This window comes from Mycolicibacterium sichuanense (genome assembly GCF_033741125.1).
Lineage (GTDB): Bacteria > Actinomycetota > Actinomycetes > Mycobacteriales > Mycobacteriaceae > Mycobacterium.
Genome location: NZ_JAWQPU010000002.1, coordinates 504,521 through 519,140 on the forward strand (window position 1 = coordinate 504,521; position 14,620 = coordinate 519,140).

Consider the following 14,620-nt stretch of genomic DNA (forward strand, 5'->3'; position numbering starts at 1 on the left):
AAGTCACGCTACTAGGATTCGACCGATGGATGTCGACGCCTTCGTGCTGGCTCACCGGCCCGCATGGGACCGGCTGGAGGACCTGGTCAAGCGTCGCCGCAAACTGACCGGCGCCGAGGTAGACGAGTTGGTCGACCTGTATCAGCGGGTGTCGACCCACCTGTCGATGGTGCGCAGCGCGTCGACCGACGGCGTGCTGGTGGGCCGGCTCTCCGGGCTGGTCGCGACCGCCAGGGCGGCGGTCACGGGCGCCCACGCGCCGCTGTGGAGTGAGTTCGCCAGGTTCTGGACGGTGTCGTTCCCCGTCGTCGCCTATCGCGCGTGGCGGTGGTGGCTCGGGTCGGCGATCGTGTTCTTCGCCGTCGCGGCAGTGCTGGGGGTGTGGGTCGCGGGCAATCCCGAGGTGCAGGCCGCCGTCGGCACCCCGTCGGACATCGCGGACCTCGTCGACCGCCAATTCGCGTCGTACTACCGCGAGAACCCGGCCGGCTCCTTCGCGCTGCGGGTGTGGACCAACAATGCGTGGGTGGCCGCCCAGTGCATCGGCTTCGCAATCCTGCTCGGCTTGCCGATCCCGTACGTGCTCTTCCAGAACGCCGCCAACCTCGGGGTGGTGGGTGGGCTGATGTTCGATGCAGGCAAGGGCGACGTCTTCCTCGGTCTGCTCACCCCGCACGGTCTGCTGGAGCTGACCGCGGTGTTCCTGGCCGGCGCGGTGGGGATGCGGCTGGGCTGGTCGGTGGTGGCACCGGGGGACCGGCCGCGGGCTCAGGTGCTCGCCGAGCAGGGGCGTGCGGTGGTGTCGGTGGCCGTCGGGCTCGTGGTCGTGCTGCTGATCTCGGGTGTGATCGAAGCCTTCGTCACGCCGTCGCCGCTGCCGACGTTTGCGCGGGTGGGGATCGGGGTGGCCGCCGAGCTGGGGTTCCTGGCCTACGTCGTGCACTTCGGGGGCCGGGCCGCGCGCGCCGGCGAGACCGGAGACGTCGACGACGCGCCGGACGTGATGCCCACCGGTTAGCCAGGGCCTAGAGCTTGCCGCTGGCCTTCATCGCCAGGTAGCGGTCGGCCAGCGCGGGCGCCAAGTCCGCGGGCAATTCGTCGACGACGTCGACACCGTGGCGCCGCAACCGGTTCGCGATGGCGCCGCGGTCGTTGCGCGAGCGTTCGGCGGCCGCGGCGTCGTACACCTCGGCGGCGTCGGAACGGCCGCCCGCCAGCCGGTCCACCCGGGGATCGGCGACGGCAGCGACCATCAGCTGATGCTTGGCCGTCAGCCGTGGCAGGACGTCCATCAACCCCTCGTCGAGAGCCGACGGGTTCAGGTCGGTCAGCAGGACGACGAGCGCACGGCGCCGGACGCGACGCTGCACCGCGGCGACCATCGCCGGGGCATCGGACTCGACGAGGGCGGGCTGCAACGGCGCCATGGCCGTCACCAGCTGGGGCAGCAACTCGCTGCGGGACGCCCCGAACAGGCCGGCGCGCGGCACGCGGTCATGGGCGACGAAGTCGACGTGATCACCCGCGCGAGAAGCCAACGCCGCCAACAGCAATGCCGCGTCCATCGACCAGTCCAGCCGTGGCCAGCCGCTCGGATCGCTGGCCGTGGGGTCGACGCCGACCCGGCCCGCCGACGTGCGGCCCGTGTCGAGGACGATGACGATCCGGCGGTCGCGCTCCGGACGCCAGGTCCGCACCACGACGTCGGCCCGCCGGGCGGAGGCCCGCCAGTCGATGGACCGGACGTCGTCGCCGACGACGTATTCCCGCAGCGAGTCGAATTCGGTGCCTTGGCCCCGGATCAGCACCGGTACCGCCCCATCCAGCTCGCGGAGTTTGGCCAGCCGCGACGGGAGGTGCTTGCGCGACAGGAACGGCGGCAGGATCCGCACCTGCGCGGGTGCCTCCCGCGAAACCTGTCGGCCCGCCAGCCCGAGGGGGCCCACCGACCGCGCGGTCACCAGCGCCGAGCGTTGCTCGCCGCGGCGCACGGGCCGCAGCGTGGTGACGACCCGAACCCGTTGTCCCGCAGCGATGTCGAGCCGGTGACTGCGGGGCTCGGCGCGCGCCGAGGGGACCCACGCGTCGCGCACGCCCCCACGGAACCGGCGACGGTCCAGGTTCTCGACGACCAACACCGCATCGACGGGCTCGCCCAGCCTCGCCGTGACGTCGCCGAACCGGTGCAGGTGCAACCGCCGCGGGCTGGCCGCCAGTGCCACGTCGACGATGACGGACAGTAGCAGCAGGCCGAGCAGGATCACGAAGGCCGTTGCGGGCCATGGTGATACGGCGATTGGCAGCACGCAGATCAGGGCGACCAGGCCGACGCGGCCGGTGATGACCACTAGCGCGGTACCGGGACCGCGGACAGGATGCCGTCGAGTACGCCGTCGGCGGTCGCGCCCTCGAGCTCGGCCTCTGGCCGAAGGGCGATGCGGTGCCGCAGCGTGGGCCTGGCCATCGCCTTGACGTCGTCGGGGGTGACGTAATGGCGCCCGGACAGCCACGCCCACGATCGCGAGGTCGCCAGCAGTGCCGTCGCACCACGCGGCGAGACCCCCAGCTGCAGGGCCGGTGATCGCCGGGTGGCGCCCGCGATGTCGACGATGTAACCCGTGACCTCGTCGGCCACCAGCACCTGGCGCACCGCGTCGCGCCCCGCGGCGAGCTCGGCCGGACCAGCCACCGGTCGGATCGTCGACAGGTCACGCGGATCGAAACCCCTTGCGTGCCTGGATAGGATCGCGATCTCCTGGTCACGTGGCGGCAGCGGTACGTTCAGCTTGAGCAGGAAGCGGTCGAGCTGCGCCTCCGGCAACTGGTAGGTGCCCTCGTACTCGATGGGGTTCTGCGTGGCGGCGACGATGAAGGGGTCGGGTAGCGGCCGCGCCGTGCCGTCGACGCTGACCTGCCGTTCCTCCATCGCCTCCAGCAGCGCGGCCTGGGTCTTGGGCGGGGTGCGGTTGATCTCGTCGGCCAGTAGGAGATTGGTGAACACGGGCCCGGCCCGGAACTCGAACTCCGCGGTGCGCGCGTCGTACACCAGGGATCCGGTGACGTCACCGGGCATCAGGTCCGGGGTGAACTGCACCCGTTTGAAGTCCAGCTGCAACGCCGCGGCCAGCGTCCGCACCAGCAGCGTCTTGGCGACACCTGGCACGCCCTCCAGGAGCACGTGTCCCCGGCAGAGCAGTGCGACCACCAGACCGCTCACCACGGCGTCCTGACCGACCACCGCCTTGCCGATCTCGGAACGCAACGCCAACAACGCGTTTCGGGCATCTTCGTGGGTCGGCGCCGGGTCCGTCGTCGTCACGGGGTGGTGACCTGCCTTTCGATGTCGTCCAGTAGTCGGGAGAGTTCGACGAGTTCTGCGTCGTCGGCGGGTTCTGGACCGTACAGGGCGTGGCCCACGGTGGCGGGGTCCTGGTGAACGCGGCGTGCCACGTTGTCGACGACGGCAGCCGGGTCGGTGGCGGTCCCGAGCCCCAGCCGGGGCAGGACTCGGCTCAGCACGGCCGCCCGCAGTGCCGACGCGGCGCTGTCGCGGGCCCGCCGCGACCGGTAGAGCCTGCCGCGGCCCTCGACGGTCTCCGAGGCGCGCACCACCACCGGTAGATCCTCGGCGACCAGCGGCCCCATCCTGCGGCCGCGCCACAGCGCCACGAACGCGACGGTCAGACAGAGCTGCAGGACGATCCAGCCGACCCGGGCCGGGATGAGGTCCATGATCGAGGTGGCGCCGTCGGATTCGTTGGCGATGCGCTTGGGGGAGTACCAGATGATCCTCGGCTGGGAGCCTGCCAGATTCATCGCGAGCGCGGCGTTGCCTTCCTGCAGCAGACCGGAATTGGTCATGAAGTCGGCCGTCCCGACGACGGTGACGGTTCGCCCGCCCTCGGAGTAGCGGACCAGCGCGCCGTCGTAGCACCGGGTCACGTCACGCTGCCCGTCGGCCGCCTCGTAGGTCTCGCTGAAGCCGAGCTGCACCCGGCCCGCCCTGGTGGCCTCGCGAAGGTCGCAGTTTGGCTCGCCGCCGAACGTCCCGGCCGTCGCGGTACGCACGTGCGGAGCCAGCGCCTCCAGGGTGCTGGACAGCGGTTCGACCAGGAGCAGATCACCCGGCAACGCCAGCAGCCGCTGCAGCCCCTCCGCGCCGACGCGGTACGGCGTCGGTGCCACCAGCAGCAGGGTGTTCGCCGTCGCGGACCGTTCGACCGAGGCCAGGTCGTCGGCGGTGACGACGTCGGCGCCGTGGTCGCGAAGCAGCGCGACGAGCGCGTGGGCCCCCTCGGGCGTGGTGGCGTCGGGATCCATCCGGCCGCCCATGCGGGGACCTGCGAGCAATGCCGACACGGTCGAGACGCCGACGACGATCAGTACCGCCAGCAGCACCCAGCGCAGGGTGCTCCACCTGCGTACCGGGGCGGGCGCGGCGCCGGTCATCGCACCTCGGCCCATCCGTCGGCCGACTCCGCAGCACCGCTCACCGGCTGGCCCGCGCCGGCGTGCGCGAGCAGGTGGCGATCGAGATCGGCGACCATCAGGTACTCCGGCTCGATTCCCGGCCGCTCACCGTAGGTGACGTCGTTGAATGCCACTGCCACCCGGCGCAATTCGACAGACAGCCCGGGCATCGCGACCCCGGCGTCGCGGGCCAGCTCGGTGGCGGTGCGGCCGGGTACGGGGTCGAGCACCGCAGTCTCCTCGAGCCGGCGGGCCACGCCGCGTACGCGATGCTGGATCGCCGAGGCCCAATCGCCAAGCGCGGCAGCCTGTTCGGCGGCAGCGCGGAACTGTGCCGAGGTCATCTCGCCCGATTCGAACAGCACGCCCGCAGCGCGGCGGCCGGTACGCATCGTGCGCCGGGCGACCCGGGCCGCCACCAGGACGGCGACCGCCACGATGATCAGCAGCACGGTGATCGTCAGCCAGCCACCGGGTACCGAGGCGCCGCCGGAGAGGATCTTGAAGACCAGGTCGTCGAGCAGCCGCGACAGCTCGTCGGTCAGCGATCCCCGCGGATAGCCGGGCTTGCTCAGCTCGTGCTGAGCGGCGTCGCGCGCGGCGTCGCGGTCTATGTCGATGGTTGACACGTCAGTGGTGCGGGGTGAGCCACAGGTCGTCGGTGGAGGTAACTGCGCCGGTGACGCCGGTCTGCAGCACCAGGTCGAAGGCCTCGGCCCGGATACGGCGGTCGGTGTAGAGCAGCACGACGACACCGGCGTTGAAGGGCGCCGTGATGATTTGGCCGACGGCACTGCCGATGCCGACGAGGATGACGCCGATCACCGTGGTGGTCGTCGACTCGCCGACGATCAGCATGATCTGCCCGACGAAGCTGAAGGGCACCGTCACCGCACCCGAGACGACGGCCGCGACCACCGCCGCGAGCAGCCGGATGCCGAACACCCGCCAGAAGTCGTGGCGGACCAGGTCGAATGACCGGCCGATGGCAGCCATCACCCCGATGCGCTCCAAGACGATCAGGGTCGGCGCGAAGCTCAGCATCGTATACAGGTAGACCAGCAGGGCAACCAACACCAATACCACCAGCGCGCCGACGATGAACGCCGCTGGACCACCGGCGATCTGGCCTACCGCCGCGATCAACCCGGCCGTGACGCCGATCAGCACGATGGCGCCGAGCGCCTCCAGGGCGGTGACTCCGAGCAGCGGCAACAGCCGTCCGCGGACCCGTCGCCACGCCTCACCGATGCCGATCGACGAGCCGAAGATCGCGCGGCCGATCACCACGGTGAGCAGACCGCTGAGCACGATGCCGGCCAACGCGGTCGTGGCGAACCCCGCGACGCTGGACAGCAGCAGTCCGATGGTCGCCGAGTCGGAGATCTCGGAGGTTCCGGTCTGCCCGAGACCGCCCGTCGCCGACGGCGTCAGCAGACCCGACCCGGCCAGCGGCCCGATCTGGATCAGCAGCGCCACCACCTCGGCGACCACCACGACGATGGTCGTCAGCCCGAGGGTGGCCTTGGGGTTGGCGCGGATGTAGGTGATCGACGCGTTGAAGACGTCGGACAGGCTCAGTGGGCGCAGTGGGATGACGCCTGGCTTGAGTGCCGGGGGCGGCCCCATTGGTGGATGGCCGGGGGGCGGGTAGCCGGGGGGCTGGTAGTAACCGGCAGGCGGATATCCGGGTGGAGGGTAATGAGCGGGCGGGGCTTGGTAACCCGGTGGGGCTTGGTAACCCGGCGGGGCTTGGTAACCCGGTGGGGCTTGGTAACCCTGGGGCGGATGACCGGGTGGCGGGTAGTAACCGGGCGGCGGCGGCATCAGACCTCCGGCGTCGCTGCTCATGCCCACCATCCTGTCGATAGCCGATGCGAATGACAACGTGTCCCGCCGACGTGCACCGGGCCGGGCGTAGCGTCTACGCCATGTCGGAACTCAAGGACCAGTTGCGCGCCGATCTGACGGTCGCGATGAAGGCGCGGGACAAGCTGACCACGGCCACGCTGCGGATGGTGATCGCGGCGATCCAGGCCGAGGAGGTGTCCGGTGACAAGGTCCGCGAGCTGACCGACGACGAGGTGCTCAAGGTGCTGGCCCGCGAATCGCGCAAGCGGGGCGAGGCCGCCGAGGTCTACGTCACCAACGGCCGTGGCGACCTGGCCGCCAACGAGCGTGCCGAGGCCCAGGTCATCGACGACTACCTGCCCACGCCGCTGAACGACGACGAGGTGGCCAACCTGGTCGATACCGCCATCGCTCAGGTCGCCGAGGAGATCGGTGAGCGGCCCGGCCTCAAGCAGATGGGCAAGGTGATGGCGGCCGCGACCGCGACCGCCGAGGGCAAGGCCGACGGTGCCAGATTGTCGGCCGCGGTGAAGGAACGCCTGTAGCGAGTTTTCCCCGCGTCCGTCCGCGGGTAGGCGTCAATCATGACGCGATTTGGCTACACCCTCATGACCGAGCAGAGCGGCCCGAAACAGCTTGTGGAATATGCGGTTTCGGCGGAGCGGCTGGGTTTCGACTTCGAGGTCAGTAGTGACCACTACTCGCCGTGGCTCTCGGCGCAGGGGCATGCCCCGAACGCCTGGACGGTGCTGGGCGCAGTAGCCCACGCCACCGAGCGGGTCGAACTCCTCACCTACGTCACCTGCCCGACCGTTCGCTATCACCCGGCGATCGTCGCCCAGCAGGCGGCCACCCTGCAGATCCTCGCCGACGGACGCTTCACGCTCGGCGTGGGCAGTGGCGAGAACCTGAACGAACACGTCGTCGGCAAGGGGTGGCCGACCATCAAGCGCCGCCAGGACATGCTGCGCGAGGCGGTCCAGATCATCAAGGAGCTGTTCACCGGCGAGTTGGTGGACTGGAAGGGCGAGTACTTCGAGGTGGATTCGGCCCGGTTGTGGGACCTGCCCGAGGTACCCGTGGCCATCGCCGCCGCCGTATCGGGCGACCGCTCGGTCGAGACGTTCTCGCCGCTGGTCGAGCACCTCATCGCCGTCGAGCCAGACAAGGACCTGGTCGACGGGTGGCACGGCGCCCGCAGGGGTACCGGTTTGCCCGGTGACTCCCGGGTCATCGGACAGATCCCGATCTGCTGGGATCCCGACGAGAGTGCCGCGGTGGCACGGGCGCACGAACAGTTCCGCTGGTTCGCCGGCGGCTGGTCGGTGAACGCCGACCTGCCGACGACGGCCGGTTTCGCCGGTGCCACCCAGTTCGTCAAGCCGGAGGACGTGGCGTCGTCCATTCCCTGTGGGCCCGACCTGGACGCCATCGTGGAGGCCGTCAGCGAGTACTGGAAGGCCGGGTTCACCGACATCGCGCTGGTGCAGGTCGGCGACGAGGGGCAGGACCGGTTCCTCGCCGAGGCGGCGCAACCACTGCTGGAGAAGCTACGGGCCGCCGCCGGCTGATCGGCGGGGTTGGAGCGGAACGGTAGCGGGCACCCCATTTGCCAACAGCCAATCGACGAAGGGGGTACATCGTGGTCTCCACTCTCGTGACCGCGTACGGCACCGCCGCGGCCATCGCGGCCGTCGTGGTGTTCGTCGCCAGCGCTCGTCTCGGTGACGAGCGCCGCCCGGCCGGCCAGCGCCTTGGCTTGAGCGCGGCAGCGGGCGCGGTGTGGCCGGTGATCTTGCTGGGCGTGGCCGAGGTGGGCTCGTTCGCCGTGTACGCGAAGGTTCACCAGCACGACGAGGACGCCGAACGGGTGCTCGTCAAGGCGTGACCCGGGTTCGATAGGTCACGATTTGGTGCCAATTCGTCACCATTCTGATATACCGATGTAGCGGGTCGGGGAGGGCCATACGCACGGGAGGCTTCACATGTTCGGTTTCGGGTCGTTTGCTTGCCGTCGTCAGGACGCCCATGGGCCCTCGGCCCCCGGCGCCGTCATCCGATACGGAATGGCGGCCGTCGTCGCCGGCACCGTCGTCGCCACCCAAGCGTTCACCGGGGCCGCGGTCGCGACCGCCGACGTGGGTGCAGCCACCGATTACCAGACGGTCAGTGCCAGCGCGGTCCGCACGGCAGGCCGCACGCAGAGCATCAACCCCGGTACCGAAGGACAGTGCACCTGGGGTGCCGCCCAGAAGTGGTTCGAGGCCAGCGGGTCCTATCCGGCGATGCGCGGCAACGCCCTGGATTGGCGGGATTCGGCCGCCGCGGCGGGCTACACCGTCGTCGATCAGCCGCAGGACCGATCGATGGTGGTCTTCCAGCCCGGGGTCTCCGGGGCGGGCGGCTACGGCCACGTCGCATGGGTCGATTCGGTGTCCGCCGACGGCCAGTCGATCCACGTGACCGAGATGAACAACGTGGCGATGGGTGGCGTCGGCATCTTCAACGATCGCGACGTCCGCAACGTCCCGGGGATGTCCTACATCCTGATGCCATGACCCGTTGCGTTCGACCCTGATGCGCTGACGCAGAAGGCCCCGGCCGGATCACCCGGCTGGGGCCTTCTGCATTCACGATCTGCATTCACGCTGTCGGGGTAGCGGGATTTGAACCCACGACCTCTTCGTCCCGAACGAAGCGCGCTACCAAGCTGCGCCATACCCCGCGTTTGAGCCTCGACAGCGTATCGCACCGAGCCAGGCGGAAGCCAAACGCCCAGCGCTGCGGGCATCTCGACGACCGTGCTGCGGGTGGGTCAGGCCACCTTCGTGATTAGCCCCGGCGTCGATGGGTAGACCAGGTGCACGGCGCTCAGGAATGCAATCCGGCGCCGGCGACGTTACCACCAGCGAGTTCCACTACACATCGACGCAAGGAAGGCCATCACATGACCGGGTTGGGTGCCACGATCTACTTCGGATTGTTCGCCATCGCCGCATTGTGGCTGTTTGCGACGTCCGACCGGTTCGGCCGCGGCGCGCTCTCGCGTGGCGATCAGGTCCAGCGGCCGGTGCGCTCGAATTCGTGGAGCACCGAACCCGATTCGGACGGGTCCAGCCCGCGACTGCTGAGCCACTCCTCGTCGAAGTAGGTGTCGACGTAGCGATCGCCGCTGTCGGCGAGCAACGTCACCACCGATCCGCTGCGTCCCTCGGCGATCATCTCTGCCAGTAGCCGGAACGCCCCCCAGACATTGGTTCCCGTCGAGGGCCCGACCTTGCGCCCCAGCACCGCGCTCACGTGGTGAGCTGCCGCGATCGAACCCGCGTCAGGCACCACGAGCATTCGATCGATGACGCCAGGCAAGAACGACGGTTCTACCCGGGGCCGTCCGATGCCCTCGATCCGGGACGAGGCGCCTGCGACGTCGCGGCGGCCCTGGACGTACGACGGGAAGAACGCCGAATTCTCCGGATCCACCACGCAGAGCTCGGTGCCGTAGCGCCGGTACCGCAGATACCGCCCAATCGTCGCGCTGGTTCCACCGGTGCCCGCCCCGACGACGATCCACTCCGGGATGGGGAATTCCTCGTCGTGCATCTGATGAAAGATCGACTCGGCGATGTTGTTGTTGCCACGCCAGTCGGTGGCACGCTCGGCGTTGGTGAACTGGTCGAGGTAGTGCCCGCCGGTCTCCTCGGCGAGGCGCTCGGCCGCCGCGTAGACCTGGGATGACTCGGCGACGAAATGGCAACGCCCGCCTTGGGATTCGATGAGCGCGATCTTGGCCGCGCTGGTCGAGGACGGCATCACCGCGATGAACGGAAGGCCGAGCATCGCCGCGAAGTAGGCCTCCGAGACCGCCGTCGACCCCGACGACGCCTCGATCACCGTGGTTCCCTCGCCGATCCAGCCGTTGCACAGGCCGTACAGGAACAACGACCGCGCCAGCCGGTGCTTGAGGCTGCCGGTGATGTGGGTGGTCTCGTCCTTCAGATACAGCGCCACCCGAACGTCACCCACGCCGTCACACCACGCCGCGGGCAGCGGATAGCGCAGCAGATGGGTGTCGGCGCTGCGCCGGGCGTCGGCCTCGATGAGCCGGACCGCGTTGTCCACCCAGTCGCGCGGGTGGCGTCGGACGGCGACGGAGGTGTCGTCGGTCAACGCGCAGATACTGCTGGGTGCGACACGTCGGCGCGGCTGCCGAGACTGCCCCCACCGGTCGGCGCGGCCACCAGCGTCAGCAGCGTGGCCTCCGGGCGGCAGCAGAACCGATACGGCGCGTACGGCGAGGTGCCGAGCCCGGCGGACACGTGCAACTGCATGTGCGCACCCCACCGCGACGGCCCCTTGGCCCGCGACGGGTCCAGATCGCAGTTGGTCACGACGGCACCTCGGAAGGGCAGACACAGCTGCCCGCCGTGGGTGTGGCCCGCCAGCACCAACTGGTAACCGTCGCCGGCGAAGCGATCCAGCACTCGGGTGTACGGCGCGTGCACCAGGCCGAGGGTGAGGTTGGCCGCCGCGTTCGCGGGCCCGGCGATGGTGTCGTAGCGATCGCGGGACAGGTGCGGGTCATCGACGCCGGCCGCGGCGATCAGCTGACCCTTGACCTCGATCTCGCGCTTGGTGTGCGTCATGTCCAACCAGCCGCGTTCGGTGAACGCAGCGCGCAGGTCCTGCCAGGGAAGGGCTTCACCGGTGATCCGATGCGACGGCTTGAACAGGTAGTTCGTCGGGTTCTTCGGCTTGGGCGCGAAGTAGTCGTTGCTGCCGAACACGAACAGGCCTGGCACCGCCAACAGGTCGCTGAGCGCCTGCACGACCGACGGCACGGACCTGGGGTGAGCCAGGTTGTCACCGGTGTTGATGACGAGGTCGGGCTGCCAGCCGGCGAGATCGCGGACCCACGCCTGCTTGCGGCGCTGGCCCGGCATCATGTGGAAGTCGCTGAGGTGCAGCACCCGCAGGGGCGATGACCCCGGCGTCAGCACCGGCATGGTGGTCTCGCGCACCACGAACGCATTGCGTTCGATCAGCGTGGCGTAGGCGATTCCCGCAGCCAGCGAACCAGCTGCCAGCGAAGCGGACTTCTTCAGGACCGTCGAATTCAGGACCGTCGAACGGGCGAGCATGAACGCAGCCTACTGCCACACGATGGCAGCCACCCGGGAGTCACCGCCGCACCGGTCACGGTGGCGGTGGCGGTGGCGGCGGACCCAGCACCGGAACGGTGATGGGTGGCAGCCCCGGGATGTTCACGACCGTCGAGCCGACGGGAGCGGGGAACGCGTTGGGATCGTTGGGGTCCACGCCCGGCGGCAGCACGATCGGCGGCGGCGCGGGCGCGATGCCGTTGCTGGTCTGGATGGTGATGATCGAGCCCGGCACGGTCTGGCCGGACGGCGAGGTACCGACGACCGATCCCGCGGGGGCGCCGCTGTTGACGGGAGTGGCTTGGTCGGCGACCTGGAAACCGGCGTCCTTGAGTCGCTGTCTGGCCAGGTCGGGGGTCATGCCGGCGACGCTGGGCACCTTGGAACCGGGGGCGCCGTCGACGTAGCGCGGATCGGTCGGAGGCAGCTGCACGTCACCCGGGGTGAACTGCTTCATCGCGGTGAACCAGGTGCGGGCGGGCTCGTTACCGCCGTAGAGGTTGCCGGAGCCGCATTGGCGCAAGGGGAACGAACACAGATCCGACGGCGCCGTCGAATCGTCATAGATGTAGTTGGCGGCCGCGTAGGCGCTGGTGAAGCCGAAGAAGCCAGAGGAGCGGTGCGCCTCGGTGGTGCCCGTCTTGCCCGAGACCGGCAGCGTCCACCCCGCCGAACTCGCCGCGCCGGCCGCGGTGCCGCTCTGGTCGTCCTTGCTCATGGCGTTGGCCAGGGTGTTCGCCAATCCCTCCGGCACCACCTGCTCGCAGGTCTCGGTCGTCACGGAGACGTCCTTGCCGGTGCGGTCGAAGATCTTGTCGATCGGGTTCGGCGGGCACCAGGTGCCGCCGGAGGCCAGGGTCGCCGCCACGTTGGATAGCTCCAGCGGATTCACCTCGATGGGGCCCAGGGTGAACGAGCCCAGATTCTGTCGCTTGACGAAGTCGGCCAGGCTCTCGTTGCTCTCCGGGTCGTACGCCCGCGCGGTGCCAGGCAGCGCGTACGAGCGCAGACCCAGCTTGACCGCCATGTCGACGGTGCGCTGCACGCCGACCTGTGAGATGAGCTTGGCGAACGCGGTGTTGGGTGAGGTCGCCAGGGCGTCGGTGACGCTGAGGGTGCCGCGGTAGTTGCCGTCGTTGAGCACGCACCAGGTGGCCTGTGGACAGTTCTTGGCCCCGCCGCTGCCAAGGCCCTTCGCCTCGAAGCGCGACGGCGCGTCGAGCTGGGCGTTGATGCCCATGCCCATCTCGAGTGCGGCCGAGGTGGTGAAGATCTTGAAGATCGAGCCGGCCCCGTCACCGACCAGGGAGAACGGTTGCGGCTGCATGGTCTCGCCGGCGTCGGTGTTCAGGCCGTACGTGCGGTTGGACGCCATCGCCACCACGGGGTGGGTGGTCTTGCCGGGACGGATCACGCTCATCACGCTGGCGACGCCGTCGAGGTCCGGGGCGGCGAAGTCGTCGATGGAGGACTTGACCTGGTTCTGGATGTCGGGGTCGAGGGTCGTCTTGATCAGGTAGCCACCCTTGGCGACCTGGTCCTTGCTGATGCCCGCCCTGGCCAGGTAGTCCAGGACGTAGTCGCAGAAGAACGCCCGGTCGCCGGCAGCGATGCAGCCCCGAGGCAGCTCGTTGGGCTGCGGAAGGACCCCGAGCGGCTCCTGCTTGGCCGCCCGCAGCGCGTCGGCTTCCTGGGGCACGTTCTGGATCATGGTGTCCAGCACCACGTTGCGGCGTTCCAGGGCACCCTCGGGGTTGGTGTACGGGTTCAGCGTGCTGGTGGACTGCACCATGCCGGCCAGCAGCGCGGCTTGGGACCAGCTGAGCTCGGAGGCGTTGATGCCGAAGTAGGTCTGCGCGGCGTCCTGCACGCCGAAGGCGCCGTTGCCGAACGAGACCAGGTTCAGGTAGCGCGTGAGGATCTCGGACTTGGTGAACGTCTTGTCCAACGTCAGCGCCATGCGGATCTCGCGCAGCTTGCGCGCGGGCGTGGTCTCGATCGCCGCACGCTTCTCGGCGTCGGTCTGCGCGATGACCAGCAACTGGTAGTTCTTGACGTACTGCTGCTCGATGGTCGACCCGCCGCGAGTGTCGGCCGCTCCGGAGACGTATCCGGACAGGCCGGTCAGCGTGCCCTTCCAGTCGACGCCGTTGTGCTCGGCAAACCGTTTGTCCTCGATGGAGACGATCGCCAACTTCATCGAGTTGGCGATCTGCTCGCTGGGCACCTCGAAGCGGCGCTGGGTGTAGAGCCACGCGATCGGATTGCCCTTGGCATCGACCATCGTCGACACGGCGGGGACTTCGCCCTCGACGAGCTGGGCCGAACCGTTGGCAACGACGTCGGAGGCACGATTGGACATCAGACCGAGGCCGCCGATGAGCGGGAACATCAGGCCGGCGGCGACGACGCTGGCCAACAGAATGCACCAGGCGAGCTTGATGACCGTGACCGTTGCAGGGACGCGCCTCGGCGGCGGCGTCGCCGGTGATCGGTCGGACATGGCTACAGAGTAGCGACGTCCGCCGCCACCAGCGCCGCAGCCGCCCAATTAACGCCTCCGCAGGGGCTGCGCAACCGCTGCAAGTGCGGAAAGATGCATCACGGCACGGTCGTCCCACAAATTTGCGAACTGACTGTTGCGCAAAACCCCCCTGACCACCTAGCTTTGACTGACAGTGCGATCCAGATAACACCACGATCGCAATGTGGCGTAGATCGCACTAGCGTTCTACCGAGCATTTGGCCGTCGCAGGGGGCGGCAGGACGAAGGGATCGCTGGTGTCAGGAACACGGCCCGCGGCGCGCAGGACAGTCACGAGTTCCCCAGTCAATGGCGTCGTCGTCGGCGCCGAGGCCGAAGCACGCATCGCCTGGGTCTCCCAGGCGCGCTGCAGGCAGGCCGACCCCGACGAGTTGTTCGTCCGCGGCGCGGCCCAGCGAAAGGCGGCCGTCATCTGCCGCCATTGCCCGGTCATCACCGAATGTGGCGCGGACGCCCTCGACAACCGCGTCGAGTTCGGCGTCTGGGGCGGCATGACCGAACGCCAGCGCCGCGCGCTGCTCAAGCAGCACCCCGAGGTCGTGTCCTGGGCGGAGTTCTTCGCCGCGCAGCGCAAACACCGCAGCGCCGTCTAGAC

The 14,620-nt window shown here is 69.2% G+C and carries 14 protein-coding genes and 1 tRNA gene; 6 read left to right on the forward strand and 9 right to left on the reverse strand.

Going from position 1 to position 14,620, the window contains the following annotated elements:
* Positions 1-25: 25 nt before the first annotated feature.
* Positions 26-1,018 (forward strand): stage II sporulation protein M, encoded by a 993-nt coding sequence (locus tag SBI80_RS09320; protein ID WP_318974171.1) that lies wholly within the window; start codon positions 26-28, stop codon positions 1,016-1,018.
* A 7-nt stretch (positions 1,019-1,025) separates the two neighbouring features.
* Here SBI80_RS09320 and SBI80_RS09325 read toward each other — a convergent pair whose 3' ends face one another.
* The 5 genes from SBI80_RS09325 to SBI80_RS09345 are packed head-to-tail and all read right to left on the reverse strand — an operon-like array spanning position 1,026 to position 6,330.
* Positions 1,026-2,348 (reverse strand): DUF58 domain-containing protein, encoded by a 1,323-nt coding sequence (locus SBI80_RS09325; RefSeq protein WP_318974172.1) that lies wholly within the window; start codon positions 2,346-2,348, stop codon positions 1,026-1,028.
* Positions 2,348-3,319 (reverse strand): AAA family ATPase, encoded by a 972-nt coding sequence (locus SBI80_RS09330; protein WP_318974173.1) that lies wholly within the window; start codon positions 3,317-3,319, stop codon positions 2,348-2,350. Before SBI80_RS09330 ends, SBI80_RS09325 begins: the two co-directional genes overlap by 1 nt.
* On the reverse strand, positions 3,316-4,449 hold the full coding sequence (locus tag SBI80_RS09335; RefSeq protein ID WP_318974174.1) for a DUF4350 domain-containing protein: 1,134 nt from the start codon (positions 4,447-4,449) through the stop codon (positions 3,316-3,318). Before SBI80_RS09335 ends, SBI80_RS09330 begins: the two co-directional genes overlap by 4 nt.
* Complete coding sequence (locus tag SBI80_RS09340; protein ID WP_318974175.1) at positions 4,446-5,099, reverse strand: DUF4129 domain-containing protein; 654 nt, start codon at positions 5,097-5,099, stop codon at positions 4,446-4,448. The genes SBI80_RS09335 and SBI80_RS09340 overlap by 4 nt, the downstream gene beginning before the upstream one ends.
* Position 5,100: 1 nt before the next feature.
* Complete coding sequence (locus SBI80_RS09345; protein ID WP_413232681.1) at positions 5,101-6,330, reverse strand: DUF7847 domain-containing protein; 1,230 nt, start codon at positions 6,328-6,330, stop codon at positions 5,101-5,103.
* 71 nt (positions 6,331-6,401) lie between these two features.
* On the opposite strand from SBI80_RS09345, the gene SBI80_RS09350 reads away from it, so the two are divergent.
* The 4 genes from SBI80_RS09350 to SBI80_RS09365 all read left to right on the forward strand — a co-directional run bounded on the left by SBI80_RS09350 (position 6,402) and on the right by SBI80_RS09365 (position 8,879).
* The gene (locus SBI80_RS09350; protein ID WP_318974177.1) at positions 6,402-6,866 is read left to right on the forward strand and encodes a GatB/YqeY domain-containing protein; all 465 of its coding nucleotides are present in this window, start codon (positions 6,402-6,404) and stop codon (positions 6,864-6,866) included.
* Between the two features lie 39 nt (positions 6,867-6,905).
* Positions 6,906-7,892, forward strand: a complete 987-nt coding sequence (locus tag SBI80_RS09355; protein ID WP_318974178.1) for an LLM class F420-dependent oxidoreductase — start codon at positions 6,906-6,908, stop codon at positions 7,890-7,892.
* A 71-nt stretch (positions 7,893-7,963) separates the two neighbouring features.
* Positions 7,964-8,209, forward strand: coding sequence for a hypothetical protein (locus SBI80_RS09360; protein ID WP_318974179.1), 246 nt, complete (start codon positions 7,964-7,966; stop codon positions 8,207-8,209).
* Positions 8,210-8,306: 97 nt separating this feature from the next.
* Positions 8,307-8,879: a CHAP domain-containing protein gene (locus SBI80_RS09365; protein ID WP_318974180.1), complete on the forward strand. Its 573-nt coding sequence runs from the start codon at positions 8,307-8,309 to the stop codon at positions 8,877-8,879.
* 93 nt (positions 8,880-8,972) lie between these two features.
* On the opposite strand, the gene SBI80_RS09370 is transcribed toward SBI80_RS09365, so the two are convergent.
* The 4 genes from SBI80_RS09370 to ponA2 form a co-directional block, all read right to left on the reverse strand.
* Positions 8,973-9,046 (reverse strand) — tRNA-Pro (locus tag SBI80_RS09370).
* A 329-nt stretch (positions 9,047-9,375) separates the two neighbouring features.
* Positions 9,376-10,488 carry an L-cysteine desulfhydrase Cds1 gene (gene cds1, locus SBI80_RS09375; RefSeq protein ID WP_318974181.1) on the reverse strand — a complete coding sequence of 371 codons (1,113 nt, stop codon included), beginning with the start codon at positions 10,486-10,488 and terminating at the stop codon, positions 9,376-9,378.
* Positions 10,485-11,459 (reverse strand): metallophosphoesterase, encoded by a 975-nt coding sequence (locus tag SBI80_RS09380; RefSeq protein WP_318974182.1) that lies wholly within the window; start codon positions 11,457-11,459, stop codon positions 10,485-10,487. Before SBI80_RS09380 ends, cds1 begins: the two co-directional genes overlap by 4 nt.
* Before the next feature lie 55 nt (positions 11,460-11,514).
* Positions 11,515-13,983 (reverse strand): transglycosylase/D,D-transpeptidase PonA2, encoded by a 2,469-nt coding sequence (gene ponA2 / locus SBI80_RS09385; protein WP_318974183.1) that lies wholly within the window; start codon positions 13,981-13,983, stop codon positions 11,515-11,517.
* Positions 13,984-14,261: 278 nt separating this feature from the next.
* On the opposite strand from ponA2, the gene SBI80_RS09390 reads away from it, so the two are divergent.
* A complete protein-coding gene (locus SBI80_RS09390) occupies positions 14,262-14,618 on the forward strand; it encodes a WhiB family transcriptional regulator (protein ID WP_318974184.1) in 357 nt (118 codons plus the stop codon).
* The last annotated feature ends 2 nt before the right edge of the window (positions 14,619-14,620 follow it).